The following is a 26979-nucleotide window of genomic DNA, read 5'->3' on the forward strand; positions in this document are numbered from 1 at the left end:
GGCCTGAACAGGAGGAACTCCTTCACATGAGCTCATTCCGGCGGTACCGCGGCCGAACCGTGACGGCGGGTCTCGGGATAGTGGCCGTGCTCGCCGCGGCGGCATGCACGAACGACAGCTCCGCCTCGGAACCCGGCAGCCCGGGTTCGTCGCTCACCACGGCCCTGAACGATGTGGTGCACAGCGGTTTTCCGGGCGTACAAGCGGTGATCACAGACGCGAACGGACAGCGCACCGTGACGGCGGGCGTGGGCGATCTCGCCACCGGCGCACCGATCACCGACGACGCCCGCGTCCGAATCGGCAGCAATACCAAGACTTTCGTCTCCACCGTGCTGCTGCAACTCGTCGCCGAGGGCAAGGTCGAGCTCGACGCCCCCGTGGAGCGCTACCTCCCGGGCGTGGTGCAGGGCAATGGCAATGACGGCAATCGCGTCACCGTGCGGCAGTTGCTCCAGCACACCTCCGGCCTGCCCGAATACCTCGGCGGCGGCAACCCGGAACTCCGCGCCGCCGCGAATACGCCGCAGCTGGAAGTGAATACCGATGCGGTGCGCTGGCGTCACTACGAACCGGCCGAGCTGGTCGCGATAGCCATGTCCATGCCGCCGCAGTTCGAGCCGGGCGCGAAGTCCGTCTACACCAATACCAATTACATCCTGCTCGGCATGCTCATCGAGCGGGTGACCGGCCGTTCCACCGCCGCCGAGATCGGCGGCCGCATCATCGAACCGCTCGGCCTGCGAGAAACCTACTTCCCGGACCGGGGTGAGACCGGAATTCGCGGCCCGCATCCGCGGGGGTATCAGGAAACCGATGGCAAGCGTGTCGATTTCACCGATCAAGACCCCTCCTGGGGTGATACGGCGGGCGCGATGGTGAGCACCGCCGCGGATATCAACCGCTTCTTCACCGCCCTGCTGACCGGGAAACTGCTGCCCGCCGCGCAATTGGAACAGATGAAGAAGACCGTGCCGTTCGACCGGATGCCCGGAGCCGGTTACGGATTGGGCCTGATCCACCTGCCCGTCTCGTGCGGCAAGGAGGTGTGGGGCCACGGTGGCAGCATTCCCGGCTTCGAGACCCGCAATGGCGTCACCGCCGACGGCAGGGCCGTCACCATCAGTGTGAATCAGCTGCCGACCGATGACGCCACCGCCGAGATCGTGGTCAAGGCATTCGACGCAGCAGTATGTGAATGAGGGGAAAACACATGCGTACCAAGACGATAGCCGTCGCGGCCGTGATCGCCGCCCTCGCCGGAATCACCGGATGCTCGGAATCGAGCGAGGAGACCAAGAGCGAACCGACCCTGGACCGGTTCTACAGCCAGCCGTTGAATTGGAAGTCCTGCGAGGTCGAGGAGCTGGACAAGGCGGGCGCGCAGTGCGCCGACGTCACCGTTCCGCTGAATTACCAAGAGCCCGAGGGGAAGACCATCACGGTCGCCATCTCCCGCATCGCCGCCACCGACAAGGCGCAGCGCCACGGCATCATGCTGTCCAATTCCGGCGGTCCCGGCGGTGAGGGCCTCGATTTCATGCTGGGCGTCAGTGCCGCCATGACCCCGGAGGTCCGCGCCCGCTACGACCTGATCGGCATGGACCCGCGCGGTGTCGGCCGCTCCAGCGCGGTGAACTGCCACTGGCCCATCGGCTTCGGCCTGCAATCGGCGGGTATCGATGCCGCGAGCTTCGCCGAATCGGTTGCCACGCAGAAGGATCTGGCGCAGCGGTGCGCCGATGCCGAGGGTGATCGGCTGCCGTACATCACCTCTCGCAATACCGCCCGCGATATGGATGTCATCCGCGCCGTCCTCGGGGAGGAGAAGACCAGCTTCTTCGGTACCTCGTACGGCACCTATCTGGGCTCGGTCTATATGCAGATGTTCCCGCAGCGCAGTGACCGCATGGTGCTGGACAGCGCGGTCGATCCGGCCCGCTACGGGTCGGTCGACATGATGCGGGACATGGGTCCGGCCAATGAGGCCGTTTTCGAGAACTGGGCGCAGTGGGCGGCCGAGCGTGACGGCGAATATCACTTCGGCACAACTCGGGATCAGGTCCGCACCTCCATTCTCGACCTGATCCGTCGGTCGGCCGCGCAGCCGATTCGATTCGCGGACTTCGAGATCGACGATCACAGCTTCCCGGTAGTCCTGTTCAGCGGGTTGGACGATCCCAGGGAGTACGCATCGGTGGCGAAGCAGATGCGGCAGCTGGCCGACGCGGCGGACGGCAAAACGGTGGATCCCGATCCGAAACTGGTGGCGAACCTGTCCATGTCGCTGAAGGCCCAGCCGCGGGACCTGTCACCGCAGATGGCGATCATGTGCGGCGATGTCGCCGCCCCCCGCGAAACCGATTGGTACTGGCGCAATATCGAGGCGGCCCGGGCCACCGAGCCGGTGTTCGGCGCGTTCGTCAATAACGTCACACCCTGCACGTTCTGGACACAGCAGCCCGCCGAACCGCCTACCGTGGTCGACAATTCGGTGCCCGCGCTGATCGTGCAGTCCACCGGCGACACCCGCACCACCTACGCGAACGCGCAGGGCATGCACCGGGCCTTGAAGGCGTCGCGCATGGTCACGCTCCAGGATGTGGCCATCCACGCCATCTTCGGGCGCTTCCCCAATGCCTGCGTATGGGATGCCGTGAACAAGTACTTCCTCGATGGCAGCCTGCCCGCCGCCGATTTCAACTGCCAGAAGGACCCGGAGTCCTAGTGGCTCAGGCGTTCAAGTAGGCGAGCACGGCCAGCACCCGCCGATGACCGGCGTCATCGGCGGCCAGGCCCAGCTTGGCGAAAATACTCCGAATGTGTTTGAGCACAGCGCCTTCGGTGACCACGAGGCGCTCGGCAATGGTGCCATTGTCGAGCCCCTCGGCCATCAGCTCCAGGACTTCCCGTTCGCGCGCCGTCAGCGCCGCGAGCGGGTCGTCGGCTTTCCGCCGCACGAGTAGTTGCGAGATCACCTCGGGATCCATGGCGGTACCGCCGTCGGCCACCCTGCGCAGGGTGTCCAGGAACCGATCCACCTTGCCGACCCGCTCCTTGAGCAGGTATCCGACACCCCCGGCCCCATCCCCGAGTAGCTCGGCGGCATAACTGTCCTCGACCCAGCCTGAGAGCACCAGCACCGGCAGCCCGGGATGAATCTTGCGGGCCTGCACCGCGGCTCGCAGCCCGTCGTCGGTGAAGGTCGGCGGCATGCGCACATCCACCACCACGACATCGGGCCTGTCGGCAGTCACGACCTTCAAGAAATCATCGGCATTGTCGACGGCCGCCACCACCTCGATCCCAGCGGTCGACAACAGCAATACCAGCCCCTCCCGCAGAAGGGCATCGTCCTCGGCGATCACGACCCGCATGGCAACTCCACGCGCACCACAGTAGGTCCACCGTCCGGACTGCTCAGCACCATGCGCCCGTCGAGGGCCTCGGCCCGCCGCCGAATCCCCGCCAGCCCCCCGCCCTCGGTCTCCATGGCCGCGCCCGCCCCATCGTCCCGCACCTCCACGATCAATCGCTCATCGCTCCCACCCAGCGTGACCGAGACATGTTCGGCCCCAGAATGTTTGGTCGCATTGGTCAGCGCCTCCGCGACGACGAAGTAGGCCGCCGCCTCAACCGCCGCAGGCCGCCGCCCGATGCTCCCGGGTACAGCCGCACGCCGACCATCGCCGGGCTGCTCCGTTGCGCGGGCCTCTTCGCTCGTACCGAAACGTCGCCCCTCGTCGGGCTGAGCGTCAGCGCCGGGCTCTTCGCTCATACCGAAACGTCGCCCCTCTTCGGGCTGCGTGCTCGTGCCGGGCCCTTCGCTCCGGCCGGAACGGCGGCCCGGGCCGAGCCATTCGACGTCGAGCGTGCACGGGATCGGGGAACGCGCGGCCAAGGCCGACACGGCGCTGGCCAGTCCGCGATCCGCGAGCACCGGCGGATACACGCTGCGCACGACGTCCCGCAGCTCCGCCAGCGCGGCCTCGGCGGTGCCCTGCGCCTTCCGTACCAGCGTGTCCGCCTGCGCCGGATCCCGGTCCCGCAGTTGGTCGGCCAGCCCGAGCTGCATGATCACCGCCGCGATCCGCGCCTGCGCCCCATCATGCAGATCCCGCTCGATGCGCCGCAGTTCCGCCCCGTGCGCATCCAATGCCGCCGCCCGGGTGGCGGTCAGTTCGGCCACCCGCACCGCCAGCGCACCCTCCGACGGCCCGAGCATGGTGCGCGCCGTGAGGGCCTGCCATCGCGCGATCACCGGCAGCTGCAAGGTCAGCATGGCGAGCGGAATCGAAATGAGCCCGCTGAGCCGCGCCGTCGTCCAGGAATCGACCACGAAGCCGTAATTGTCGATCGAGCCCGGCGGCAGCTCCTGCCAGAAGAACGCCCCGCTCACCTGTATGAGGACACTGAGCGGGAGCGCCACCGCGAACAAACCCAGCGGAATCCCCACCACCGCGTGCAGGATCAGCCATCCGATATCCCGCAGATTCGCAGGATCCCGGAAAACCGTCCCCAGCTGTCGTGTCAAAGGCCCGCTCAACGGCTGATAGGCCCCCGCGATCGGCTCGCCGAGCCGCGCCCCCGCACGCTGTCGCTCGAGCCCGAGCAGCGGTCGCAGCAGCCGGATCGTCTCGGGTATGGCCGGTATCCCTACCACTCCCAAACTCAATCCGCCGACCACGAACAGCGCGACCAGCGCCAGCATCGACAGCGCCGCGGTCACGCCCCCGACCGCCAGATACCCGACCGCAGCAGGCAATTGCCGCAGCCGCCGCCCGATCCACCGCAGCACGGTCACCGGCTCCACACAGCGCCAGGCGCTGGACCTTGCCGGGTGGCGGTCATGGGTGGGCGATCCCGGCGCTCGATTCGAAACACTGCACGTGATCGACACTATCCGCCGCTGTGCGGGTCCGGCAGGCCGGGCGGGAACGGGGCAGGACGGTAAGCGGCACTGGCAGTTGCCGCATGGCTGCCCCGGCCGCATCAGGCCCCGGCCCGCAACCCGCGTGTTCGTGGGCGCGATAGCGGAAAGCAGGGGTGGCCGCCGGACTGGTCACCCCTGCTTCCGTTCTCGATACTCGGGCCGCCGCGGACGGCGGTCATCGAGAGTTCATCGGCGGCGGCCACGCTCCTTGTAGCCGCGGCGCTGCTCCTTGATCATGCCCTTGAACGCACGTTCTCGCTCGGCGCGTAGGCGGTGGTCGGTGCGGGAGGCCATCCATTCGTTCTCGCGGGTCAGCTTGCGGTAGCTGTCCAGGCGGCGCTGCGGGAGCACCCCCGATTTGATGGCGGCCAGCACCGCGCAGCCCGGCTCACCGGTGTGCGAGCAGTCGCCGAAACGGCATTCGGCGGAAAGGGATTCGATATCGCTGAAGGTGCGGCCGATGCCCTCGGCGGCATCCCACAATCCCACGGAACGCAGTCCCGGAGTGTCGATGAGGGTGCCGCCGCCGGGCAGCGCCCGCAGTTCCCGATGCACGGTGGTGTGTCGCCCCCGCTTGTCGCCCTCGCGAACGGCATTGGTGGCGAACACGTCCGAGCCGAGCAGCGCATTGGCGAGGGTGGACTTGCCCGCACCCGACGGGCCGATCAAGGCGACCGTGCCGTCCAGGACGGCGGTGAGCACCTCCATGCCGAGCCCGGTGGAGGCGCTGATGGCGAGCACGGTCGCCCCCGGCGCTGCCGCGCGAACCTCGTCCAGCGAAAGATCCTCCGCCAGATCGGCTTTCGTCACCACGACGACCGGGTTCGCGCCGGATTCCCAGGCCAGCGCCAGCATGCGTTCGATGCGCCCGAGGTCCACATTGTCGCCCGGCACGCACACCAGCACGGTGTCCACATTCGCGGCCAGCACCTGATCGGCCGAACGAGCCCGGGAGTCGGAGTGACCGGAGACGGCCGCCCGCACAATGGCGGTGCGGCGCGGCAGTAGTTGCCGCACTTCGCGATTGCCGTCCAGCGCCACCCAGTCACCGGTGCACAGGCCGCTGATATCGGAATCCGAACGCGGCAGGCGCGCACGGACGACCGCGGCCGTCAATCGGCTCTGGTAGTCGGCGGTGGGGAGCGGTGCGGCGACATCGCATTCGCTGCGATCCATGCGGAGCACGCGAGCGGGAATCAGCGATTCACCCAGCAGCGGCAGGTAATCCGCTGCGATGGCCGGAGTCCAGCCGTAGGGAACGAGCAGGTCGAAATCGACCGAAGACATTCGTTTGTCCTTTTTCGGGCCGAGCCCGAATAGGGACTCAGCGCAGGGAATTCGAGATGGATACATGCGCGGCATGAGTGGTCTGCATAGACCCTCGCCGGGGCACGACAATCCGCACTGTCGTCCTCACGTAATCCACCTCCTTCACTCCCTCAGGCAGTCACCGAAGCGACTGCGTCACCGAACAAGACGGCACAACCTTGTCAGGCCGCCCGAGTCTTCGCAACGTATTTATTGAAACCCGTCCGACCAGGCGTTTTCGGCCGTCAGGACTTCGGCTTGTGGAACTGTTCGCGGCGGCCGAGCCGCTGTAGGCGCAGCCACTCCATCAGGCCCGCGGGATCCTTCTGCTGGATCAGGAAGAACCAGCCGAAACGGGCCAGTTCCTGCGGCAACAGCTTCCGCATACCGGGCTGGGACATGAGGTAGCCGCGATTGCGGTAGGTGAAGTACCGCTTCACCGGATCGTCCGGGTACTGCGTGTGCATGCGCCCGCCGAGAATCGGCTTGAACTCTTCGGAGCCATTGGGGTGCAGGTAGGCGGTCTGCAGGCAGGTGCCGAAGGGCAGCCCGGAGCGCACCAGGCGGCGGTGCACCTCGACCTCGTCGCCGCGCACGAACAGGCGCAGGTCGGGCACGCCGATCACGTCGACGGCTTCGGCGGAGACCAGCGCGCCATTGAAGAGCGAGGCGATGCCGGGTAGGAAATCCTCGTCGCCGAGTTCGGAGCGCAGTCGCCGCCACACCACGCCGCGGCGCAGCGGGAAGGCCAGACGGTCCGGATCATCGATATCGGCGACCACGGGGGACACCTCGACCAGCTGGTGCCGCTGCGCGCAATCGAACAGGGTGGCAAGCACTTCCGGGCCTTCGGGGCGGCCGTCGTCATCGGCCAGCCACACCCAGTCCGCGCCCATGGTGAGCGCGTGCAGCATGCCGAGCGCGAAACCGCCCGCGCCGCCGAGATTGTGTTCCGAACCGAGATAGGTGGTTTCGATGGGCTGCTGGCGGACCAGCTCGCCCACCTCGGCCTCATTGGCATTGTCCACCACGATCAGATGGTCGATCGGCCGCGACTGGCTACACAGCACCTTCAACGATTCCGCGAGCATTTCGCGGCGTTTGTGAGTAACCACGATGGCGACGATGCGCGCATCGTCGCCGAAGTGCGGGACCATCTGTTCAGTCATGCAGGATTCCGTTCCGATTCACGTTCCAAATCCCGCAGCACCTGAGCCACGTGATCGCCCGCATCCGGGCCTTCGTATGCGCGCACCACTTCTTCGATGCCGCCGTGCAGGCGTACCTGGCCGTGATCGATCCACATGGCGGAATCGCAGAGCTGGGCCAGGAATTCATTGGAGTGGCTGGCGAAGACCAGAATGCCGGACCGGGATACCAGTTCCTGCAAGCGGACTCGCGCCTTCTTCATGAATTCCGCGTCCACCGCGCCGATACCCTCATCGAGCAGCAGGATCTCCGGATCGATGGAGGTCACCACGCCCATAGCCAGGCGCACCCGCATACCGGTGGAGTAGGTGCGCAGCGGCATCTCGAGATAGTCGCCCAATTCGGTGAAGTCGGCGATCTCATCGATTTTGGACATCATCTGCTTGCGGGTCTGTCCGAGGAACAGTCCGCGAATGATGATGTTGTCGTACCCGGACACCTCGGGATCCATACCGACACCGAGATCGAACACCGGCGCGACGCGTCCGCGAATCCGCGCACTGCCGCGGGTGGGCTCGTAGATGCCCGAAAGCAGCCGCAGCAGTGTCGATTTGCCCGCGCCATTGTGACCGACCAGCCCGATGCGGTCGCCTTCCTTCAACGACAGGTTGATTTCGCGCAGCGCCTCGACGACCACTACATCGGACTGATTGCGCCCGATCGAGCCGCCCGCCTTGCCCATGAAGGCCTTCTTCAGCGACCGCGATTTCGCGTCGAAGATCGGGAACTCCACCCACGCGTTCTGGGTTTCGATACTCACATGCTCGGTCATATCGCCTCTACACCCAGTATGGAACGCGCGAACGGAACTTCTTCATGGCCAGGATCGCGGCCACCCAGCCGATCACGGTGATGGTCAGCACCACGATCCAGGAGCGCAGCTGCGTCGGCTCGCCGAGCAGCGGCGCGCGCACGATCTCCAGATAGTGGTAGGTGGGCACGAGCTCCGCCAGTTTCGCCCGGTCGCTGGTGGAACCGCCCTGATCGTGCAGCGCCTGCGTGCTCCACATGACCGGCGTGAGCACGAACAGCATGAGCGTCATGCTGCCCAGGATCGGCGCGATATCGCGGTAGCGAGTACTGAAGATGCCGAAGGCGATCGAGACCCACATGGCGTTCGCGAACAGCAGCAGCATGGCGGGCAGCGCGAGCAGGCTCGACCAGTTCAGGTCTCGCCACACACCGAAGCCCACCAGCATCACCAGATAGATGACGAGGTTGTGTGCGAAGAACAGGAACTGCCGCCACACCAGTCGATAGACGTGCACGCTCAAGGCCGACGGGAGCTGTTTGATCAGCCCCTCGTTGGCGATGAACACATCGGAGCCCTCGAGAATGCTGGCATTGATCACATTCCAGACAATGAGGCCGACGGTCACATACGGCAGGTAGGTGTGCAGCGGCTGATGGAACAGTGCGGCGTAGAGCACACCCATGGCCGCCGCCTGAATACCGGTGGCGAGTGTGATCCAGAACGGACCCAGCACCGATCGCCGATACCGCTGCTTGATGTCCTGCCACCCCAGCGAAAGCCACAGCTCACGCTGGGAGAATCCGTCGCGGAAATCCTTGAAGGCGCGGCCGAAGGACTGGGAATCCGACACTAGCGGCACCGGAGCGTCATCCGGGCGCGCTTCGGCCGTGGCCGAGTCGGGAGGGGCAGCAGCAGGCACAGCACCCGACCCTATCTAATAGCCGAAACTTTGCGTCGGGAACCTGCCGTGGACCGCGCCTTCTTTGCGTCAGAGGTATTGCCCGCCGCCCTGTTGGCGCGGGTCCGCGTGGGTTGCGCCGGGCGGGAGCTGGCGCATTTGCTCCAGTTGGGCGCGGGCGGCCATCTGCTGAGCGAACAGGGCGGTCTGGATTCCGTGGAAGAGACCTTCCAGCCAGCCGACGAGTTGGGCTTGTGCGATGCGCAGTTCCGCGTCGGAGGGGATGGTGTCCTCGCTGAACGGCAGTGCCAGTCGCTCGAGCTCTTCGCGGAGTTCGGGAGCGAGGCCCTGTTCGAGTTCGAGGATGGAAGTGCGGTGGATCTCGCGCAGGCGAGTGCGGCTGGCATCGTCGAGCGGCGCGTGCCGGACCTCTTCGAGCAGTTGTTTGATCATGGTGCCGATGCGCATGACCTTGGCGGGTTGTTCGACCATATCTGCCAGCGATTCTTCCTTTTCGCCGGTTACGTCGGAATTGTCCTCGCCGACAACCTGTCCGGTGAGCGCGACGGGATCCCCGCCGATCTGCGCCGCTGCCGGAATGAGCAGCGGTTTGCCCTCGGGACCGATTACGACAATGGATTCCGGTGCACCGTCCGATTGCGTCATACCCCCATCATTCCGTGACGCGGCCGAGCGTGCCGAGCGGCCCGGCCCCCGTGTCCGAAGTGCCTCGCCTCCGTGTCCGAAAGGTGGCTCGCCTCCGTGTCCTAATGGAAGTGGAGGTCGACCGGGGAAACCCCGCCTACCGTTACCCTGACTAGCCCTCTCCCTTTAGAGTGGCCACCATGACTTACGACGTCGCAAGGGTTCGGGGCCTCATACCGTCCCTGGGCGACGGCTGGATCCACCTCGACCCGCAAGCGGGCATGTTGGTCCCGGATTCGGTATCACGAGCCGTCTCAACAGGTTTCCGGACCTCCGCCTTCACACACACCAATCGGCATGCCGCCGCCAAGCGCAGCGCCGCCATCCTCGAGGCCGCCCGTGAGGCGATCGCGGATCTGGTCGGCGGCGATCCGGCGGGCGTGGTGCTCGGTCCGGATCGCGCGGTCCTGCTGGCCTGGCTCGCCGAATCACTGAGCTCCCGCCTGGGTCTGGGCACCGGGATCGTGCTGTCGCGTCTGGATGACGAAGCCAATGTCGCGCCATGGCTGCGCATCGCGAATCGCTATGGCGCACATGTGCGCTGGGCCGAAGTGGAGATCGAGACCTGCGAAATGCCGGCCTGGCAGTTCGAGGAGCTCATCGGTCCCACCGCGCGCCTGGTGGCACTCACCGCCGCGTCCCCGATCGTCGGTTCCGCGCCCGCCGTGCGCGTCGCCGCCGACCGCGTGCACGAGGTCGGCGGTTTGCTGGTCGCGGACTGCTTCGGCGCGGCCCCCTACGCGCTCATCGATATCGACGAACTCAATGCCGATGTGATCGCGCTCAGCGCACCCGCGTGGGGCGGACCGCAGATCGGCGCGCTCGTCTTCCGCGATCCGGCGTTCCTGGACCGCATTCCGTCCATGTCGCTCAACCCCTATGCCAAGGGGGCCGAGCGGCTGGAGGTCGGCGGCCACCAGTACGCGCTGCTCGCGGGCCTGACCACGTCGATCGACTATCTGGCCGCACTCGACGAGCGCGCCACCGGCACCCGCCGCGAACGCCTAGAGGTCTCGATCACGTCGCTGCAGGACTACCACGATCAGCTCTTCGAGCATCTGATGACGGTCCTGGACACCATCCCGAACCTGACCGTCATCGGCCGCGCCTCCACCCGCATTCCGACGGTGAGCTTCACCATCTCCGGCATGCAGGCGGAGAAGGTGTCGGCCAAGCTCGCGGACGCCCGCATCGGCACCCTGAGCGGTTCGCACGGCGGCAGCCGCCTGCTCGACGCCCTGGGTGTCAATGACGAGGGCGGCGCGGTCACGATCGGGTTGGCCCCCTACACAACGAAATTCGAGATCGACCAGCTCGGCCGCGCGCTCACCGCGCTCGACACCTAGTCTTCGCGAATTCGCAGGACCACCTTGCCGACCGTTTCGTCGGAGTCCAGTAATCGATGGGCTTCGGCGGCCTCGGTCACCGGCAACTCCGCCGACACCACCGGCACCACGGTGCCGTCGGCGACCAGCGGCCACAGCTGCCGCCGCACCTCGGCAATGATCTCGGCCTTGCTGCTCCGCCCGGTTTCCGGGCGGAAGCGCAGTCCGGTGGCGTGGATATTGCCGCGCTTGCCAAGCAGCGCACCGAGATTCAATTCCCCGACCGGACCGCCCTGCATGCCGATCACCACCAGATGACCGTCGAGGGCGAGGGCATCGACATTCCGGGCCAGGTACTTCGCGCCCATATTGTCGAGAATGATGTCCGCGCCCGATCCGTCGCGAGTGGACACCGTGGACTTCAGCGCGGCGACGAAATCCTCCTCGCGGTAATTGATCAGAATCGTCGCACCCAATTCCTTGCAACGATCCAGCTTGAACTGCGAACCCGCGGTCACCGCCACGCGCGCGCCCAGGCTCACCGCCACCTGAATCGCATGCGTGCCGATTCCGCTGCCGCCCCCGTGAATGAGGAGCAACTGCCCCGAATGCAGTCCGGCCGTCATCACCAGATTCGACCAGACGGTGGCCGCCACCTCCGGTAATGCCGCGGCCGCCGCCAAATCCAGGCCGTCGGGCACCGGCAGCAATCGGGTCACGGGGGCCACCACGGTCTCGGCGTATCCGCCGCCGGGCAGCAGCGCGCACACTCGGTCGCCCTTATTCCAATCCTGCACTCCCGGGCCGACTTCCGCGATCACGCCGGAGCATTCCAGCCCGAGCAGCTCGCTCGCGCCGGGCGGCGGCGGATAGAACCCCTGCCGTTGCAGCAGGTCGGCGCGGTTCACTCCCGCGGCCGTCACCTGGATAGACACCTCACCCGGGCCGGGCGCGGGCAGGTCCTCGACCTGCGCCCACGTCATGACCTCGGGCCCACCGAAACCGTCCAGCGTCACCGCATACATGAAACCGAGCGTACGACGGCCGCTCAGCGATTACTGTCAGGCCGTCCTGGGTCGGGGCACAGCATCCTGTCAGCTTTCCCCGGCACAGTGGAATCAAGGCATCAGACAAGGAGATTCCATGATCGCCACCGTACTGACCACCATCGCCGCCCTGACCGTCCTCACGGCAATGGCGATTTCCGGATTCGTGGCCGAGGAATCGCCGCGCGCACTGGTTCGCGTTCGCCGCCGCTGAAACGAACCCCCGTCCGGGCCGCAAGTACTAGCGTTCGGGGAATGAGTAGTTTCGTCGATTTCCAGAACGAGATCTATCTCGGCGGCCTCGCCGGCCAGGTTCCCGCACTGCCGATCACGGCCGCGGGACTGGAAGCGCGGGCCCGTGAAGTTCTGGAACCGGCGGCCTTCGATTATGTGGCGGGCAGCTCCTCCGCGGAGCGCACGGCGGCCGCCAATCTTACCGCTTTCGAGAAATACCGGCTGCTGCCGCGCATGCTGCGCGGCGCGAGCGCCCCTGGCGCGCGGGATCTTTCGATCGAGGTGCTCGGAACCCGCCTGGCCGCGCCGATTCTGACCGCGCCGATCGGCGTCCTCGGCCTGCTGCACGAGCGCGGCGAGACTGTGGTCGCGGACGTGACCCGGGAACTCGGCATCGGCATGGTGCTCTCCACCGCCGCCTCCTCCACCATCGAGGAGGTGGGCGAGGCGGCCGGTAACTGGTGGTATCAGCTGTACTGGCCCAACGATATGGAGCTGGCCCGCTCCTTCGTGGAGCGCGCCGAAAAGTCCGGTGCGGCAGCCATTGTCGTCACCGTGGACACGCCCGCCATGGGCTGGCGGCCCCGCGATCTGGCGCTCGGGCACCTGCCGTTCCTGCAGGGCAAGGGAATTGCCAACTACCTGTCCGATCCGGTCTTCCGGGCCAAGCTCACCGCCGCGCCGGAGGAGGGCGAGGACGCCATGCGCGCGGCCATCCTCACCTGGATCGGCCTGTTCGGCAATCACGGCCTGCGGCCCGCCGACATCCACCGTTTGCGGGACTGGACCGAACTGCCCATCGCAGTGAAGGGCGTGCTGCATCCCGATGACGCCCGGCAGTGTGTGGACGCGGGAGCGGACGCGGTCATCGTCAGCAATCACGGCGGCCGCCAGGTGGACGGCGCGGTCGCCGCCCTGGACGCGCTGCCCACCATCGTGGCCACCGTCGGTGATCGCGCGGACGTGCTCTTCGACTCCGGCATCCGCTCCGGCGCGGATGTCATGATCGCGCTCTCACTGGGCGCGAAGGCCGTCCTCTACGGCCGCCCCTGGGCCTACGGGCTCGGCCTGGCGGGCCGCGACGGCGTCCGGCACGCGCTGCGCTGCCTGCTCGCGGATTTCGATGCGGCCATGGGACTTTCGGGCTGCACCACACTCGGCGACCTGAGCCGCACCATGCTCTCCTCCTATCGGTGAAGCGGGCGCACGGCTCGCCGGGTTTCGGGCAGCAACCGGGCGGATACACTAAGCCCGTGGCTGTCGAAACCGGGGGCCGTGTCACGGCCGAACCGAGGTGGCTCACCCCGGAACAGCAGCGCGCCTGGCGGGCCTACATGGACGGCTCGCAGCGCCTGATGGCCGATCTCAATCGGCAACTCCAGCGCGACAGTGATCTCTCCTTCGCCGACTACCGCATTCTCGTCAAACTCTCCGAGGCCCCCGGCCGCTCCCTGCGCATGAGCGATCTCGCCGACGGCGTGCTCTCCTCCCGCAGCCGCCTCACCCATCAGATCCGGCGCATGGAGAACGAGCGCATGGTGCGCCGCGTCGCCTGCGAGGACGACGGCCGCGGCGTGCTCGCCCAGCTCACTGATGAGGGCATGCGCCGCCTGCGCGCCGCCGCCCCCGGCCATGTCGCCGCGGTCCGCCGCTACTTCGTGGACCTGCTCACCCCGCAGCAGCTCGCCGCCGTCGCGACCGCCCTGGACCTGGTGAACCTGGCCGCCGATCAGCGTGCCGGTTCGAGGCCTTCCTCGGAGCTCGATCAGGACTGTTAACATCGAACGCCTGGAAGCATGGCAGAGCGGCCGAATGCACTCGCCTTGAAAGCGAGCGTCGCGAAAGCGACCGGGGGTTCAAATCCCTCTGCTTCCGCAAAAGACCGAACGATGAGGGTGTTTCGTGCGCGGTTGGATCGGGATGGGCCTCGCGGTCCTGGCATTGCACATCCTCGGCTGGGGCACCCTCCTGTTGTTCGTGGTGCCCGGCCATCACGTGGTGCAGGGCGCGGTATTCGGCGTCGGGCTCGGCGTCACCGCCTACACCCTCGGCATGCGGCACGCCTTCGACGCCGATCACATTGCCGCCATCGACAACACCACCCGGAAACTGGTGGCGGAGAACGGCAGAGCCAAGACCCACACGGTCGGATTCTGGTTCGCGCTGGGGCATTCCACCATTGTGTTCGTCATGGTCGCCCTGCTCGCCCTCGGCGTGCGGGCACTGGCCGGACCCCTCGAGGACGAGGGCTCGGCGCTGCACAAGTGGACCGGACTGTGGGGCACCAGCGTGTCCGGCACCTTCCTCATCGCCATCGGCCTGCTGAATCTCGCGGCGCTGGTCGGTATCTGGAAAGTGTTCCGGCGCATGCGCGCCGGGGATTTCGACGAAGCCGAACTGGAACGCGCCCTCGATGATCGCGGCCTGCTCAACCGGGTGCTCGGACCGGTGGTGAAGCTGGTCCGCAAGCCCTGGCAGATGTATCCGGTCGGCCTGCTGTTCGGGCTCGGCTTCGATACCGTCACCGAGGTCGGGCTAATGGTGATCGCGGGCGGGGCCGCCGCCACCGGACTGCCCTGGTACTCGATTCTCGTACTGCCCGTGCTGTTCTCGGCCGGTATGGCGCTGTTCGACTCCCTGGATGGCTCGTTCATGAGCTACGCCTACGACTGGGCGTTCGCGCGGCCGGTCCGCAAGATCTACTACAACCTGGTGATCACCGGGCTGTCGGTGGCCGTGGCACTACTCATCGGCGTGCAGGAGATCATCTCCATATTCGTCGAAAAGCTGGATGTCACCACCGGATTCGTGGCCTGGATCGGCAATCTGGACCTGGGCGATCTCGGCTTCATCATCGTGGGACTGTTCGTGTTCACCTGGGCCGTCGCCCTCGCGGTGTGGCGGTACACCGGTGTGGAAGCCCGCTGGGAAGCCGACCTCGCCGCCGACTGATCGGCCGGAATCCACCGGGGCACTGCCGAATCCCGGCCGACCGCGCCGATATGACGAGAGTCGGTGCGGCAGCCGGGAGAGGGTCAGCCCAGGAAACGTGCGACGGTCGCGGGGTCGGTGGCGAACCGGAGGAAGAGGTCGTTCTCGTGCGGGGCGCCCGCGGTGATGCGGACGCCGTCGGCGCCGTACGGGCGGACCAGGACACCGGCTTCGGCGCTGGCTTCACCGTATTCGCCGCTGCGGTCGCCCAGGGGCAGCCAGATGAAGTTGGTTTCGCTCGGCGGGACGCGGTAACCGGCCTCGAGCAAGGCGGCGCGCATGCGATCACGTTCGGCGACAACGGCGTCCGTGCGCTCCAGCAGTTCGTGCCGGGCCTCCAGGGAGGCGATGGCGGCGGCCTGCGCGACCCGGTTCACGCTGAACGGGATGTGCACCTTCATGAGCGCGGTGATCACCGCCGGGTCGCCGACCGCGTAGCCGACGCGCAGGCCCGCCAGACCGTACGCCTTCGAGAAGGTGCGCAGCACAAGCACATTCGGGCGGGTGCGGCCGAGTTCCACGCCGTTCGGCTGGTCCTCGAGGCGCATGTATTCGAAGTACGCCTCGTCCAGCACCACCAGTACGTCGGTGGGCACGCTGTCGAGGAAGCGTTCGATCGCGGCCCGGCCGTGCGCGGTACCGGTCGGATTGTTCGGGTTGCAGACGAACACGACTCGGGTATTCGGCGTCACCGCCGCCGCGAGCGCGTCCAGATCATGCGCGTACTCACCGTCCAGCGGCACGGTCACGGCCTTGGCGCCCGCGACCCGGGTGACGATCGGATACGCCTCGAACGAGCGCCACGCGAACAGCACCTCATCGGTGGGGGCGAGGCAGGTGATCTGCACCAGCTCCTGGCAGATCGCCACGCTGCCACACCCGGCGGCGACATTCTCGACCTCGACACCGTGGAATTCCGCGATGGCCGTACGCAATTCGACCGCCGCGTTGTCCGGATATCGGTTCACCAGCTCCGCGGCCTCCGCGATGGCCTTGGCGACCGAGGGCAGCGGCGGAAAGGTGGTCTCATTGCTGGCCAGCTTGACCACTCCGGCTTGGGTGCGGCCGGCCACGTAAGCCGGAATGGCATCGAGGTCCGGGCGAATGTGCGCGCTCACCCCTCCACCCTATGTGGCGCCCGTACCGCCCATGTTGGTGGTTCGCACGAACCGCGTTGGCCGTTCGCACCAAGACGGGGTTTGCTGGGTTAGACCGTGCACGATCGGTCGGTCCGGTATCGAGCCGGAAAATCTTCGTGCCGAATGGCTCCCGGAGAAGCTTTATCCCAAATTTACCTAGTACAACTACGCTGGCTCCATGGCAGGCATTTATCGAGATCTGGCGCCTGTGCAGGACACGACCGGAGTCCCCCTCACCGTGATCGAACCGGATGGTCATGCGCGCGGCGGCATCGTGGTGTTGCACGAATCACGCGAATTCACTGAGCCATTGCTGGAACTCATGCGGTCGCTGGCCGCGGACGGCTGGACCGTCCTGGCTCCCGACCTCTTCCATCGCGACAACGGCACCATCCCCGACCGTGTCTTCGGTGCCGACCTGTTCGACGATTTCGACGCCTGCTTCGACTGGCTCACCGAGCACGGGGTGTTCCGCGACTGCATCGGCGTCCTCGGCTTCGACTCCGCGGGCACCGCCGCCGCCCTGGTCGCCGCCCATCGCCGTGTCGGCGCGGCCGTCAGCGTCGCCGCACCCGGCATCGACACGGCACTGCATCCGCACGCCGACCCCCTGGTCCATGCCACTCCCGGCCTGCAGGCCCCCTGGCTCGCCCTGTTCGGCGCGGACGACCCGCTCACCCCGCCCGAGGAGGTGGACCGCCTGCGCGATGCCGCCGCCCGCGCCGATGTCGCCACCCTGGTGGTCACCTATCCGGGCCTGCATCACCGCCCCGACCACCCGGGCTTCGACCCCGCCGCGCACGACGACGACGCCGTCATCGACGCGCAGACCCGAATCTTCGAATGGTTCGACAGCCACTTACGCTGATGATCTTGCCCCCGCAGGGGGTCTGACCAGCCGATTTGGCGTCTTGGTCGGGCGATGTGTAATCTTTCGTCCCGGCGGTTCGAAAGGACCGGCGCCCTCGTAAGAGAAGGCTCCAGGAGGCGTGCCAGAGCGGCCGAATGGGACTCACTGCTAATGAGTTGTCCCTTCACGGGGACCGGAGGTTCAAATCCTCTCGCCTCCGCCAAGCCCGGTTCGCCGGGCTGCAAGACCCCGGCTCGCCGGGTACAAAATGAATAGCCATGCGCCCGTAGCTCAACGGATAGAGCATCTGACTACGGATCAGAAGGTTAGGGGTTCGAATCCCTTCGGGCGCACAATAAAAGGTCCCGCACCAGCTCGGTGCGGGACCTTTTTTCGTTCAGTCGCCCGAATCTATTCGGGTATGAGGCTTCTCACTTCCAGGCGGACAGGTCCGGCAGCTCGCCGGACAGGCCGGTGCCGGGGGAGCGCCCGATGAGCCAGGCGGCCAAGTCGGCGGCCGTACCCGTGATGGTCGTCGAGGAAGTGCCGACCGTGCCCGAATAGCCCGTATCGGTCGCGACGACGGTGAACCCCGAACCCTCGGCAGGCTTCACCTCCGCCACGGACTGGGGAAGCAACCCGCCCACGAAGTCCGCAGACCACTCAGCGGGGGTGTACCCGACATCGAGGTCCACATGATGGATCTCGACCTCCAGCAGGCGCATCCACACCACACGGGTGGCGGGCATCTCCCCGCCCTTGCGATTGCGGACGGTGGTCTGCCAGCGATCCGCGGGCATCACCCGGGCCAGGGCCAGCCAGCGCTCGGAGGCGGCGGTCAGATCCTCCAGCTGTTCACGCAGCGGCCGCGGCGCACCGGCCTCGATATCGGCCTCGCGCAGGAAATCGCTTGCGTACTGCGGGGTTTCGATGCCGGTGCGGGCCCACAACAGCAGGTTCACCAGGCTGTCGGCATTGCGGGACAGGTGCGCCAGCACATGGCCGCGCGTCCAGCCGGGTAGTAGCGACGGATCCACCAGATCGGCGTCGCGCAGTGCGCCGACGGCATCGAGCAGGCGGGTGGTCGCGGCGGCGACAGTGTCGAGCCGAGTCGATATTTCGGTGAGTTCCGGTGCGTCGCTGGTCACGCCCCGACCCTACCCATCGGAGGGTGGCTGCGGCTTGCTGATTGCTGTTGGCTTCACAAAGGAATCGCGTTCCGCCACAACGATTTGCACCGCCAGCACAATGAGCCACAGCGACATGGCCCCCACCTGGATGCGCTGGGCGATCCCCAGACCGTAATTGCCCGGTAGGTTGTCGGCGATCAGCATCCACGCCGTCACGGCGGAACCGACGATCAGCACCCAGAGGCCGGTGTGCCGCAGGATCGGCCAGCGCTTGTACTTGAACGCCGCCACGCTGAACGCGATCATCGCGATGTAGATGGAGAACACCGCCAGCGAGCTGGTCAGCGCGTGAATCTGATGCAGCTGCGGGAACAGCCCGGTGTCGACATAGCGCTTCGGCGAGTTCGGGTCCTCCGGCTGGATCGGCCATTGCGCGTCCGCGATGGTGGACGCGCCGAAGCAGGCCAGGGCGATCCAGCCGATGGTGGAGTAGCGGCGGCGCGAGAACAGCAGCAGCCCGCCCAGTCCGGCCGCCAGCAGCATGGAGCCCGAGACGGTGTCGCCGGTGCTGAACACCCAGCGGAAGGGTGCGCCCTTCTCGGCGAGCTGACTGAGGAACGTATTGGTGGGATCGCTGGTGATGGGGAGGAAGAACTCCAGCACCCAGGACGAGTAGCCGACACCGGCGAGCCCGATCAGGATGGCGATGACCCAGCGCAGGATGCGTCGCCACCGCGGCGTGGGAGGTGACTCCTCGGGGGCCGCTGTCGCCTGTTTCTGCTCGGTTGGCATCATCGCCGTGCTCGCTTTCGCTGGCTCAACTCGCTCTCGCTGCCCTGCCCGCAGTTCGATCTTTCCGGACTGGTCGGATGGTCCGGTGATGGGTCCATTGTCGCCCATCCGCGCACCGGGCCGCTCGCACCCATCACGTCACGGCCCGCAGGACCAGGTCGGCCGCCGAATCCGCGCCCTCGTGCTCCCAGACCCGCACCACCGTCCACCCGGCCGCGCGCAAACGCTCATCGGTATCCCGATCCCGCGCCACATTTCCCGCCAGCTTCGCCGACCAGAACTCGGCATTGTTCTTCGGGAAGGTCGCGTGCTCGGGGCAGCTGTGCCAGAAACACCCATCCACGTACACAGCCACCTTCCGACGCGGGAACACGATGTCGGCCCGCCGCCGCAAACCCGGCAGGGGAGCCCTATCGACGAAGAACCGCTTTCCCCGCCGGTGCAATTCCCGGCGCAGCGCGATTTCCGGTTTCGTTCCCACTCGCCGCTGCCGCGACATGCGGGCGCTCGTCACCGCATCCGTCACCGGCTTCACATCACGCTCCCGTCATGCCGCCTCGCGCGGAAATCCTCCCATCCGGTCGAGGTGGTTCTCCATGTCCTCGATGAATCCGGGTGGGAATCGGAGCGAACCCATGCGGGTGCGGCGCAGGAATCCGGCGGTGGCACGGGCCGAGAGCAGGCGCGAATCGTCGAGGAACCAGCGCAGGTCCTCATAAGGGGCATGAACGGGCCAGGTGGACACCGGGATCCGCTCGACCGTCCCGCGATGACCCCAGGCGGCCGTGGGCCAGCTGCGGCGGGTGAGCGGTTCGCCGTCGGGGAAGGCCTCACCGGCCGGATCGGCCAGCCGCGACCCGATCCACGACGCCATGCGCACGCTCACCGCATTGCCGACCAGCTTCCAGCGATGACCCCGGCGCACGCCCGGAATGTCCAGGGCGGGCAAGGTCCAATCGCGGTCGAAGCCCTGCAGGCGTTCGACATCGGTGATGCCCGGGGTGACGATCTCGCCCGACGGCAGGCGCACCGCGGGCGGGCTCGCGATGCCCAGGGCCGAACCGCCTTTCAGCGTCGGGACCGCGTTCACCGCCCAGCCCAGGCCGCGGGTGCCCTCGGTCCAGTAGAAGCCGCACGGATCGTGCGCGGGATCGCCCACATCGCGCGGGCCCGCGTCCGCGCCGAACAGGATCGGCCGCGGATCCTCGGTGCGGGAGGCCAGCATGAGGACTCGCTCGCGGCGCTGCGGCAGTCCGAACGCCCGGGCGTCCACCACCCGGTAGGCCCAGGTGTAGCCGAGCTCGGTGAGGGCTTCGGTGATGTGCCGCATGGCGGCCCCGCCACCCAGTTGCAGCATGAACGGCACGTTCTCGATCAGCAGCCAGCGCGGGCCGCGTTTGCGTTTGACCAGGCGGAACACCTCGTCCACCAAACCTGAACGGGCACCGGTGATTCCGGCCGTGCGTCCCGCCTGCGACAAGTCCTGGCAGGGGAATCCGGCCGCCACCAGCTCGGTGCCCTCGGGTAGTGAGCGCAGCTTGGTCACATCGGAAACCAGTGGCACATCGGGGAAATGAGCGGCCAGGACGCCCTGCGCCCCCGCGTCGATCTCGCACAGCAGTTCACTGCGCCACCCGTGTCCGGCCAGCCCGAGCTCCAGTCCGCCGATGCCGGCGAACAGGCCGACCATCCGCGCGCTCGTCACAACAGTCCCTTTCACGCCGAGGTCCCCACAATGCCTCCGAAGACGTTACTCGAGTCGCGGCACCCCCACCGCCCACCGGCACCCTGTTGGCGTTTCCATACCGGTCGCCCGCTGTGTGGTTCACATCGCGCCGAGCGGGGTCACCGGCGAATGTGGCACTACGGTGATAGGGGTGACCGACAGCGGGAGTGAGGACTCGAAGCCGACGCCCAAATGGCCGTCGATACTGACCTGGCGCGCGCACAACGGCTCACGCATGGAATCGGCACGGGTGGTACTCAGCGGCAATCGGATTCGCGCGGCCGGCCGCATCATCGCCGGTGAATGCGAGGATCACCCCGCCTTCAGCGCCTCCTACGACCTGGTCACCGATGAGAACGGGGTGACCCGGCGACTCTCACTGCGCAGCACCCTCGCCACCGGGGAACGGCACGCCTCCATCGCCCGTGACGAGGAGAACTACTGGCTCATCGACGCCGGTGGCAATCATGTGCGCTCGACCTTCGGCGGCGCACTGGACGTCGACGTGGTGCTGAGCCCGTTCTTCAACACCCTGCCGATCCGCCGCTACGGCCTGGGCCACGCCAGCGAGGACGTCCAGGTCCCGGTGGTCTACGTCCGCCTCCCCGACCTCCACGTCCAGGAAGCCAGCCTCACCTACAGCAGCGGAGCCGACGGCATCCACGTCCTCTCCCCGGTCTCCAGCGCCACCGTCAAAGTCGACGAGGACGGCTTCCTCCTCGACTACCCCGGCCTCGCCGAGCGCATCTGACCCGAACTTGCAGGCCGTCTCGACAGTTGCAGGCCTTACAACCCCTGCAACTGTCGACAACGCATGCAGCTTCGATCAGTCGAGCGACTCGAGGACGCCGCCGCGGCGGCCCGCCTCGGCGAGCTTCGCGAGCCAATCGTGGTCGCCGGGGCGGATTCCGGTGATCGCCCAGGGGCGGGTGTCCTCATAGTCGGTGCGGCCGTCGTGACCGGCCCGGGTGAGATCGGCGAGGGAATCGGTGTCGCGCAAGCTGTCCCGGGCCGCGGTCAGGACCCGCAGCGTGTCGTCGAGCACCTCGAGCAGGGCGGCGGCATTCGGCTCACAAATGGCGCGCACCAGGTCGGGGGCGGTGGCCGCCACCCGGGTGCCATCCCGGAAGGAGCCCGCCGCCAGGCCCAGCGCCAGCTTGCCACCGGCCGCGCCCTCGATGGCCAGGGCCTCGGCCAGCACATGCGGCAGATGCGAGATGCGGGCAACCGCGCGGTCATGCTCCTCGGCCAGCACCGGCACCACCATGGACCCGCAGTCCAATGCCAGCCGCGCCACCCGCGTCCACGGGTCGGCCTTCACTCCGGCGTCCACGCTCAGCGCCCAGACGGCATTCTTGAACAGATCGGGACTGGATGCGGCCCAGCCGGATTCGCTGGTCCCCGCCATCGGGTGCCCGCCCACGAAATGCGCGGACAGCTCATGCCGGTGCACGGCCGCGGCCACCGGCGCCTTGACGCTGACCACATCGGTGAGCACGCAGTCCGGCGCGAAGGACTTCACATCCGAGAGCACGGTGTCCAGGGCGGGCATGGGTACGCCGACCACGATCAGCGCATCCCGTTCGGCGGCCCGGCGCAGCGCCGCCTCCGCATCGCTGACCACGTCGTATCCATCGGCGCGCGCGGCCTGCGCCCCCGACTCCGACCGATTGAACCCCCACGCCTGATACCCGGCCGCGGCGGCGGCGCGCAGCACCGATCCGCCGATCAAACCGGTGCCGAGGACACACACAGCAGCTTTCGGATGGCCCGTCATGCGATCAGATTCGCATACGACTTCAACATTTCCCCCGAAGCGGACTACCGTTGCGCCCATGGCAGCACAGCGCTCGAGCACGAACAGGGCGACGTCGGACGAGTTCGACGACGTGGAAGGGTTCGCAGTGGCGGTTGTCCGCGAAGAAGCCAACTGGAAGGTGACCCCGCTCAGCGCGGCGGCACTGAACAGTCTGTCCGCGGCGGAGGATGAGTTGCGGGCTTTGCGAGTTGCGGGCGCGGTGTTCGGCCTGCTCGACATCGACGACGAATTCTTCGTCATCCTGCGCCCCGGCCCGACCGGCAGCCGCATCTTGCTCTCGGATGCGACCGCCGCTATCGACTACGACATCGCCGCCGACGTGCTGGAGGAGTTGAACGTCGAGATCCCGGATATCGATCCGGATGAGCTCGACGACATCGAACCTTGGGAGGAAGGCGACCTCGGCGTCCTGTCCGACCTCGGCCTCCCCGAACCGGTCCTCAGCGTCATCCTCGCCGAAACCGACCTCTACCCGGACGAACAGCTCGGCATGATCGCCCGCAGCCTCGGCTTCGCGGACGAATTGTCGGAGGCTTTGGACAAGCTCCCGCGCTGAGCGGATGACCCCCCCTTCACACCCCCGCGCTGCCCCGAACCCCCGGTTCGGCGGCAGCGCTCTGCATTCCGACGAGGCGATGATCCGCGCCGCCATCGAGGCCGCCGCGTCCGCCGACGGACGTGACGTCCCCGTGGGCGCGGTCGTCTTCGACGCCGACGGTCGAGAACTCGCCCGCGCCGCCAATGCCCGTGAGGCGCTCGGCGACCCGACCGCGCATGCCGAAGTACTGGCCCTGCGCGCGGCCGCGCAGGTCGTCGGCGATGGCTGGCGACTCGAGGACTGCACCCTCGCCGTCACCCTCGAACCGTGCACCATGTGCGCCGGGGCGCTGGTCCTGTCCCGCATCGGCAAACTCGTCTTCGGGGCGTGGGAGCCGAAAACCGGTGCGGTGGGGTCACTCTGGGACGTGGTCCGTGATCGACGTCTCAATCACCGGCCGCAGGTGCGCGGCGGCGTCCTCGAATCCGAATGCGCCGCACTGCTGGACGAGTTCTTCCACTCGCAACGGTCGCGGGGCCAGCGCTCGTAAAACCGCTGGGCGCGTCGGCAATCCCCTGGGACACTGTGTGCAGAAACACACTGGGCGTGACCGAGGGGTGGGAGGCCCGACATGCCTGTCGCAGATGCCGAGGTGGAGGTTCTGATCGTCGGGGGCGGGCCGGTCGGGCTCACCGCGCGAGCACTACTCGAACGCTGGGGCGTACGCACCCTGTTGATCGAGAAACACGTGGAGCTATCCCCTTTCCCGCGTTCCCGGCTGATCAATGTGCGCTCCATGGAGATCTTCCGCCAGCTCGGCCTGGCCGCCGAGATCCAGGCCCGCGCGTTCGCGCCGAGGTACGGTCGCATTCGCTTCCGAGACACCTTGCAGGGCAGCGACTTCGCCACCGCGGGAATGGTCGGAGTGGAAGCGCCGATCCCCGAGAGTCCCGTGATCGGCGTGGTCACCTCACAGGATCGCCTCGAACCCACCCTGCTCGCCGCCGCGGACTCCGAGCTGCGCTTCGGCGTCGAACTCGTCGGCCTGACCGAAGCAGCCGACAGCGTCATGGCCGTACTGGCCGACCGCCGCACCGGCAACCAAGCCCGTGTCCGCGCCCGCTATGTCCTCGCCGCCGACGGCGCGAACTCCACCGTCCGCCGCCTACTCGATATCGGCACCACCGGCCCCGGAGCCCTGGCGGCCGTCACGACCGTGGTCTTCGATGCCGACCTCCGCCGCTGGAGCGCCGACCAGCCCGCCGGTGTCTACCTCACCGCGCACGGCACCTTCCTCCCCCTCTACCCCGAAGGCGGTTGGGCCTGGTTCGGCCCCACCCCCGAAGACCGTGCCCACACCGACTGGTCCGCCCTCGTCACCCATGCCCTAGGCCCCCACAGCGACGTAAAACCCGAAGTCCTACGAGTCCAACACTGGGTAATGAATGCCGCTGTGGCCGAACACTTCCAACACGGCCGAATCCTCCTGGCAGGCGACGCCGCCCACGCCATCCCCATCATGGGCGGCCTAGGCATGAACACAGGCCTGGCCGACGTCCACAACCTCTGCTGGAAACTGGCCGGAATCCTCCAAGGTTGGGCCGGCCCAACCCTCCTGGAGACCTACGACTCCGAACGCCACCCCGTAGCCCAGCGCACCCTCCACCAAGCAGTGGCCAACACCCAACTAAGCCTCCAAGTCCAAACCAACCGCCGCACCCAACTCCAAAACACCACCTCACCCCCCACCCCCCTCGAACTCCCTTGGACCGACCGCTACTTCGCCCAACTAGGCCTGGTCCTAGGCGTCACCTACACCTCCCGCGCCATCCTCACCGCCCCCGAATCCGCCCCCACCTCCCCAAATCCCGATGGCGCAGCCGAGCAGCCCGCCACCGATGCCGCAGCCGAGCAACCCGGCACCGACTACCTGCCCATCCCCGAGCCTGGCCACCGCCTCCCCCACCTCTGGCTGACTCCCACCCATTCCACCCTCGACACCCTCGGCGAATGGTTCACCCTCCTCACCCCAGACCCCACCCACTGGAACCATCACCCCCTCCCCGCCTGGCCCCTCCACGTCGAGCCCCTCACCCCAACCCAAGCCACCACCCTCTCCCTCCACTCCCACGAGGCCCTCCTGGTCCGCCCCGACGGCCACATAACCGCCCGCTACCCAGCCCGCCCCCTCGATTTCAGATTCCGCCGCATCGTCCGGTAAAGTCACCACCGGTGGCGTGTCCGAGCGGCCTAAGGAGCACGCCTCGAAAGCGTGTGAGGGGTAACCCCCCTCCGAGGGTTCAAATCCCTCCGCCACCGCTGAAAAGCCCCGCACCAGGGAAACCCGGTGCGGGGCTTTTGTTTTCGCTGAGGCCGCTCGGTCGGAAGCCATCCACATCGCGATCGATCTCGAATAGTGTGTATGCACAGCGCGTGTGGCAAGTATGTGGCGGCGGGATGCCTGGACCCAATGAGGTATGACCGAGTCATACCTGCGGCGTATGCTGTGCTCATGGCAAAGATCACGATCAGCGTCCCCGACGAGATCGCCGACAAGGCCAATCGCGCGGTAAAAGCCGGACTCGCCTCCTCGGTCTCCGCCTATTTCACCGACCTGGCCAAGCGTGAACCCGACTGGGCTGCCGCGGCCGAAATCATGGCCGAACTCTCGGCCGAGGCGGGCGTCACAGAGGTCGACCTGGCCGAGGCCGACGCGGTACTCGATGCGGCCGAAAAGGCTGCCGCAGCTGAACATCTCGGTGGTGCTGCGTGATCGTGCTCGACTCCGGCGCGCTGATCGGCCTCGAGAAACGCAACGCAGCCGCCACCGCATTCATCCGCCGTGTCCTGGAACGCAAGTATGAAATCATCATCCCAGCAACGGTTTTCGCACAAATATGGCGTAACAGCCCACGCCAGCATGCGGTGTCGCAGCTACTCAAAGCCAACGCAGTCCGAGTGGCCGACCTCACCGAAGCCCACGCCTACGCGGTCGGCGCACTGCTCGCTACCCGCGGCACCGCCGATGTGGTGGACGCTCACGTGATCGTGCTTGCCCGGGCACTCCGAGCAACCCTGGTCGTCACCTCCGACCCCGACGACCTGACCACCCTCGACCCAGCCATCCGCCTGTACACGGTATGACAACCGCCCATCAGCCAGCTCAGGCGATTTCATAATGTAGGACCTTGTCAGGCCGCTCCAGCAGAAACCGATCGTCCTCGGGATAGTAGACAGCCTTGTCGAGATCAGCCCCCGCAAACCCCTCTATAGCCGCATAGGACTCCCAAAAACTCAGTGTGAGGATCTCGGCCCGATCGCCATCCAACCGGGTAAGCATCCAAGCCCCCTGATTCCCCGGAGTCTGCTTGTACTCCTTGATCCCGGTGTCCTCGATGTAGGCCACATACTCGTCCAGATCAGCCGCGCGGATCACCCCGCGCCAAATACGAGCGATCATCTCGAAATGCTAGCCCCAAAAGTCAAAGCCCCCACCCCATTTGGTGCAGCCCCTTCAATGTCCGAAAATCTATCTCGATCAAGCGTGTCACGGAGGGTGAAATCTCTCCGCCACCAGGTGAG

General features: G+C 67.0%; 28 protein-coding genes and 4 tRNA genes. 17 read left to right on the forward strand and 15 right to left on the reverse strand.

Annotated features, from left to right (window positions below; translation table 11 throughout):
• The first annotated feature begins 26 nt into the window (after window positions 1–26).
• Both AB0N05_RS20750 and AB0N05_RS20755 read left to right on the forward strand, forming a co-directional pair.
• A complete protein-coding gene (locus AB0N05_RS20750) occupies window positions 27–1202 on the forward strand; it encodes a serine hydrolase domain-containing protein (RefSeq protein WP_364696324.1) in 1176 nt (391 codons plus the stop codon).
• 11 nt (window positions 1203–1213) lie between these two features.
• A complete protein-coding gene (locus AB0N05_RS20755; protein WP_364696327.1) occupies window positions 1214–2728 on the forward strand; it encodes an alpha/beta hydrolase in 1515 nt (504 codons plus the stop codon).
• A gap of 4 nt (window positions 2729–2732) precedes the next feature.
• On the opposite strand, the gene AB0N05_RS20760 is transcribed toward AB0N05_RS20755, so the two are convergent.
• The 7 genes from AB0N05_RS20760 to AB0N05_RS20790 form a co-directional block, all read right to left on the reverse strand.
• Window positions 2733–3377, reverse strand: coding sequence for a response regulator transcription factor (locus AB0N05_RS20760; RefSeq protein WP_364696330.1), 645 nt, complete (start codon window positions 3375–3377; stop codon window positions 2733–2735).
• Complete coding sequence (locus AB0N05_RS20765; RefSeq protein WP_364696333.1) at window positions 3365–4804, reverse strand: sensor domain-containing protein; 1440 nt, start codon at window positions 4802–4804, stop codon at window positions 3365–3367. The genes AB0N05_RS20760 and AB0N05_RS20765 overlap by 13 nt, the downstream gene beginning before the upstream one ends.
• A gap of 315 nt (window positions 4805–5119) precedes the next feature.
• The gene (gene rsgA, locus AB0N05_RS20770) at window positions 5120–6109 is read right to left on the reverse strand and encodes a ribosome small subunit-dependent GTPase A (protein WP_364696565.1); all 990 of its coding nucleotides are present in this window, start codon (window positions 6107–6109) and stop codon (window positions 5120–5122) included.
• A gap of 377 nt (window positions 6110–6486) precedes the next feature.
• Window positions 6487–7410, reverse strand: a complete 924-nt coding sequence (locus AB0N05_RS20775; protein ID WP_364696336.1) for a glycosyltransferase family 2 protein — start codon at window positions 7408–7410, stop codon at window positions 6487–6489.
• Window positions 7407–8222, reverse strand: a complete 816-nt coding sequence (locus AB0N05_RS20780) for an ABC transporter ATP-binding protein (RefSeq protein WP_364696339.1) — start codon at window positions 8220–8222, stop codon at window positions 7407–7409. The genes AB0N05_RS20775 and AB0N05_RS20780 overlap by 4 nt, the downstream gene beginning before the upstream one ends.
• A gap of 7 nt (window positions 8223–8229) precedes the next feature.
• The gene (locus tag AB0N05_RS20785; RefSeq protein ID WP_364696568.1) at window positions 8230–9063 is read right to left on the reverse strand and encodes an ABC transporter permease; all 834 of its coding nucleotides are present in this window, start codon (window positions 9061–9063) and stop codon (window positions 8230–8232) included.
• Window positions 9064–9192: 129 nt separating this feature from the next.
• A complete protein-coding gene (locus AB0N05_RS20790) occupies window positions 9193–9768 on the reverse strand; it encodes a bacterial proteasome activator family protein (RefSeq protein ID WP_364696342.1) in 576 nt (191 codons plus the stop codon).
• Window positions 9769–9947: 179 nt separating this feature from the next.
• On the opposite strand from AB0N05_RS20790, the gene AB0N05_RS20795 reads away from it, so the two are divergent.
• Complete coding sequence (locus AB0N05_RS20795; RefSeq protein WP_364696345.1) at window positions 9948–11153, forward strand: cysteine desulfurase-like protein; 1206 nt, start codon at window positions 9948–9950, stop codon at window positions 11151–11153.
• Here AB0N05_RS20795 and AB0N05_RS20800 read toward each other — a convergent pair.
• Entirely contained in the window at window positions 11150–12157 is a 1008-nt protein-coding gene (locus tag AB0N05_RS20800; RefSeq protein ID WP_364696348.1) for an NAD(P)H-quinone oxidoreductase, read from the reverse strand. The genes AB0N05_RS20795 and AB0N05_RS20800 overlap by 4 nt on opposite strands.
• A 276-nt stretch (window positions 12158–12433) precedes the next feature.
• Between AB0N05_RS20800 and AB0N05_RS20805 the strand changes: the two genes are divergently transcribed.
• From AB0N05_RS20805 to AB0N05_RS20820, 4 genes are all read left to right on the forward strand, one after another.
• On the forward strand, window positions 12434–13609 hold the full coding sequence (locus AB0N05_RS20805; protein ID WP_364696351.1) for an alpha-hydroxy-acid oxidizing protein: 1176 nt from the start codon (window positions 12434–12436) through the stop codon (window positions 13607–13609).
• Between the two features lie 137 nt (window positions 13610–13746).
• Window positions 13747–14190 (forward strand): MarR family transcriptional regulator, encoded by a 444-nt coding sequence (locus AB0N05_RS20810; RefSeq protein ID WP_364696571.1) that lies wholly within the window; start codon window positions 13747–13749, stop codon window positions 14188–14190.
• 12 nt (window positions 14191–14202) lie between these two features.
• Window positions 14203–14287, forward strand: a tRNA-Ser gene (locus AB0N05_RS20815).
• Window positions 14288–14332: 45 nt separating this feature from the next.
• Complete coding sequence (locus AB0N05_RS20820; RefSeq protein WP_364696574.1) at window positions 14333–15364, forward strand: HoxN/HupN/NixA family nickel/cobalt transporter; 1032 nt, start codon at window positions 14333–14335, stop codon at window positions 15362–15364.
• Between the two features lie 83 nt (window positions 15365–15447).
• Here AB0N05_RS20820 and hisC read toward each other — a convergent pair whose 3' ends face one another.
• Complete coding sequence (gene hisC, locus AB0N05_RS20825; protein WP_364696354.1) at window positions 15448–16521, reverse strand: histidinol-phosphate transaminase; 1074 nt, start codon at window positions 16519–16521, stop codon at window positions 15448–15450.
• A gap of 199 nt (window positions 16522–16720) precedes the next feature.
• On the opposite strand from hisC, the gene AB0N05_RS20830 reads away from it, so the two are divergent.
• From AB0N05_RS20830 to AB0N05_RS20840, 3 genes are all read left to right on the forward strand, one after another.
• On the forward strand, window positions 16721–17410 hold the full coding sequence (locus AB0N05_RS20830) for a dienelactone hydrolase family protein (protein WP_364696357.1): 690 nt from the start codon (window positions 16721–16723) through the stop codon (window positions 17408–17410).
• Between the two features lie 115 nt (window positions 17411–17525).
• A tRNA-Ser gene (locus AB0N05_RS20835) sits at window positions 17526–17615 on the forward strand.
• A gap of 57 nt (window positions 17616–17672) precedes the next feature.
• Window positions 17673–17745: transfer RNA gene (locus tag AB0N05_RS20840), tRNA-Arg, on the forward strand.
• A gap of 78 nt (window positions 17746–17823) precedes the next feature.
• On the opposite strand, the gene AB0N05_RS20845 is transcribed toward AB0N05_RS20840, so the two are convergent.
• The 4 genes from AB0N05_RS20845 to dcm form a co-directional block, all read right to left on the reverse strand.
• Window positions 17824–18540, reverse strand: coding sequence for a maleylpyruvate isomerase family mycothiol-dependent enzyme (locus AB0N05_RS20845; protein WP_364696360.1), 717 nt, complete (start codon window positions 18538–18540; stop codon window positions 17824–17826).
• Window positions 18541–18549: 9 nt separating this feature from the next.
• Entirely contained in the window at window positions 18550–19317 is a 768-nt protein-coding gene (locus AB0N05_RS20850) for a DUF998 domain-containing protein (RefSeq protein WP_364696363.1), read from the reverse strand.
• A gap of 130 nt (window positions 19318–19447) precedes the next feature.
• Window positions 19448–19849: a very short patch repair endonuclease gene (locus AB0N05_RS20855; RefSeq protein ID WP_364696366.1), complete on the reverse strand. Its 402-nt coding sequence runs from the start codon at window positions 19847–19849 to the stop codon at window positions 19448–19450.
• A 12-nt stretch (window positions 19850–19861) separates the two neighbouring features.
• Entirely contained in the window at window positions 19862–21019 is a 1158-nt protein-coding gene (dcm, locus tag AB0N05_RS20860; RefSeq protein WP_364696369.1) for a DNA (cytosine-5-)-methyltransferase, read from the reverse strand.
• 172 nt (window positions 21020–21191) lie between these two features.
• Between dcm and AB0N05_RS20865 the strand changes: the two genes are divergently transcribed.
• A complete protein-coding gene (locus tag AB0N05_RS20865) occupies window positions 21192–21791 on the forward strand; it encodes a putative glycolipid-binding domain-containing protein (protein WP_364696372.1) in 600 nt (199 codons plus the stop codon).
• A gap of 75 nt (window positions 21792–21866) precedes the next feature.
• On the opposite strand, the gene AB0N05_RS20870 is transcribed toward AB0N05_RS20865, so the two are convergent.
• Window positions 21867–22817 (reverse strand): prephenate dehydrogenase, encoded by a 951-nt coding sequence (locus AB0N05_RS20870; protein WP_364696375.1) that lies wholly within the window; start codon window positions 22815–22817, stop codon window positions 21867–21869.
• Between the two features lie 58 nt (window positions 22818–22875).
• Here AB0N05_RS20870 and AB0N05_RS20875 point away from each other — a divergent pair, with 58 nt between their 5' ends.
• The 6 genes from AB0N05_RS20875 (at window position 22876) to AB0N05_RS20900 (ending at window position 26541) form a co-directional block, all read left to right on the forward strand.
• A complete protein-coding gene (locus AB0N05_RS20875) occupies window positions 22876–23415 on the forward strand; it encodes a tRNA adenosine deaminase-associated protein (RefSeq protein ID WP_364696378.1) in 540 nt (179 codons plus the stop codon).
• A gap of 79 nt (window positions 23416–23494) precedes the next feature.
• Window positions 23495–23947 (forward strand): nucleoside deaminase, encoded by a 453-nt coding sequence (locus AB0N05_RS20880; RefSeq protein ID WP_364696577.1) that lies wholly within the window; start codon window positions 23495–23497, stop codon window positions 23945–23947.
• Window positions 23948–24028: 81 nt separating this feature from the next.
• Window positions 24029–25618, forward strand: coding sequence for an FAD-dependent monooxygenase (locus AB0N05_RS20885; RefSeq protein ID WP_364696381.1), 1590 nt, complete (start codon window positions 24029–24031; stop codon window positions 25616–25618).
• A gap of 10 nt (window positions 25619–25628) precedes the next feature.
• Window positions 25629–25716: transfer RNA gene (locus AB0N05_RS20890), tRNA-Ser, on the forward strand.
• A 193-nt stretch (window positions 25717–25909) separates the two neighbouring features.
• Window positions 25910–26170, forward strand: coding sequence for a hypothetical protein (locus AB0N05_RS20895; RefSeq protein ID WP_364696384.1), 261 nt, complete (start codon window positions 25910–25912; stop codon window positions 26168–26170).
• Entirely contained in the window at window positions 26167–26541 is a 375-nt protein-coding gene (locus tag AB0N05_RS20900) for a PIN domain-containing protein (RefSeq protein WP_364696387.1), read from the forward strand. The genes AB0N05_RS20895 and AB0N05_RS20900 overlap by 4 nt, the downstream gene beginning before the upstream one ends.
• Window positions 26542–26560: 19 nt before the next feature.
• Here AB0N05_RS20900 and AB0N05_RS20905 read toward each other — a convergent pair whose 3' ends face one another.
• Window positions 26561–26857, reverse strand: coding sequence for a hypothetical protein (locus AB0N05_RS20905; protein WP_364696390.1), 297 nt, complete (start codon window positions 26855–26857; stop codon window positions 26561–26563).
• Window positions 26858–26979: the final 122 nt, after the last annotated feature.

The organism is Nocardia sp. NPDC051030 (genome assembly GCF_040683015.1).
Classification (GTDB): domain Bacteria; phylum Actinomycetota; class Actinomycetes; order Mycobacteriales; family Mycobacteriaceae; genus Nocardia.

Excerpts from the sequence above, each read along its gene's own strand:
- AB0N05_RS20750 (WP_364696324.1), top strand. The coding sequence starts at position 27 with ATGAGCTCATTCCGGCGGTACCGCGGCCGAACCGTGACGGCGGGTCTC.
- AB0N05_RS20755 (WP_364696327.1), top strand. The coding sequence starts at position 1,214 with ATGCGTACCAAGACGATAGCCGTCGCGGCCGTGATCGCCGCCCTCGCC.
- AB0N05_RS20760 (WP_364696330.1), bottom strand. The coding sequence starts at position 3,377 with ATGCGGGTCGTGATCGCCGAGGACGATGCCCTTCTGCGGGAGGGGCTG.
- rsgA (WP_364696565.1), bottom strand. The coding sequence starts at position 6,109 with ATGGATCGCAGCGAATGCGATGTCGCCGCACCGCTCCCCACCGCCGAC.
- AB0N05_RS20775 (WP_364696336.1), bottom strand. The coding sequence starts at position 7,410 with ATGACTGAACAGATGGTCCCGCACTTCGGCGACGATGCGCGCATCGTC.
- AB0N05_RS20780 (WP_364696339.1), bottom strand. The coding sequence starts at position 8,222 with ATGACCGAGCATGTGAGTATCGAAACCCAGAACGCGTGGGTGGAGTTC.
- AB0N05_RS20790 (WP_364696342.1), bottom strand. The coding sequence starts at position 9,768 with ATGACGCAATCGGACGGTGCACCGGAATCCATTGTCGTAATCGGTCCC.
- AB0N05_RS20795 (WP_364696345.1), top strand. The coding sequence starts at position 9,948 with ATGACTTACGACGTCGCAAGGGTTCGGGGCCTCATACCGTCCCTGGGC.
- AB0N05_RS20800 (WP_364696348.1), bottom strand. The coding sequence starts at position 12,157 with ATGTATGCGGTGACGCTGGACGGTTTCGGTGGGCCCGAGGTCATGACG.
- AB0N05_RS20805 (WP_364696351.1), top strand. The coding sequence starts at position 12,434 with ATGAGTAGTTTCGTCGATTTCCAGAACGAGATCTATCTCGGCGGCCTC.
- AB0N05_RS20810 (WP_364696571.1), top strand. The coding sequence starts at position 13,747 with ATGGACGGCTCGCAGCGCCTGATGGCCGATCTCAATCGGCAACTCCAG.
- AB0N05_RS20820 (WP_364696574.1), top strand. The coding sequence starts at position 14,333 with ATGGGCCTCGCGGTCCTGGCATTGCACATCCTCGGCTGGGGCACCCTC.
- AB0N05_RS20830 (WP_364696357.1), top strand. The coding sequence starts at position 16,721 with ATGGCAGGCATTTATCGAGATCTGGCGCCTGTGCAGGACACGACCGGA.
- AB0N05_RS20850 (WP_364696363.1), bottom strand. The coding sequence starts at position 19,317 with ATGATGCCAACCGAGCAGAAACAGGCGACAGCGGCCCCCGAGGAGTCA.
- AB0N05_RS20870 (WP_364696375.1), bottom strand. The coding sequence starts at position 22,817 with ATGACGGGCCATCCGAAAGCTGCTGTGTGTGTCCTCGGCACCGGTTTG.
- AB0N05_RS20875 (WP_364696378.1), top strand. The coding sequence starts at position 22,876 with ATGGCAGCACAGCGCTCGAGCACGAACAGGGCGACGTCGGACGAGTTC.
- AB0N05_RS20880 (WP_364696577.1), top strand. The coding sequence starts at position 23,495 with ATGATCCGCGCCGCCATCGAGGCCGCCGCGTCCGCCGACGGACGTGAC.
- AB0N05_RS20885 (WP_364696381.1), top strand. The coding sequence starts at position 24,029 with ATGCCTGTCGCAGATGCCGAGGTGGAGGTTCTGATCGTCGGGGGCGGG.
- AB0N05_RS20895 (WP_364696384.1), top strand. The coding sequence starts at position 25,910 with ATGGCAAAGATCACGATCAGCGTCCCCGACGAGATCGCCGACAAGGCC.
- AB0N05_RS20905 (WP_364696390.1), bottom strand. The coding sequence starts at position 26,857 with ATGATCGCTCGTATTTGGCGCGGGGTGATCCGCGCGGCTGATCTGGAC.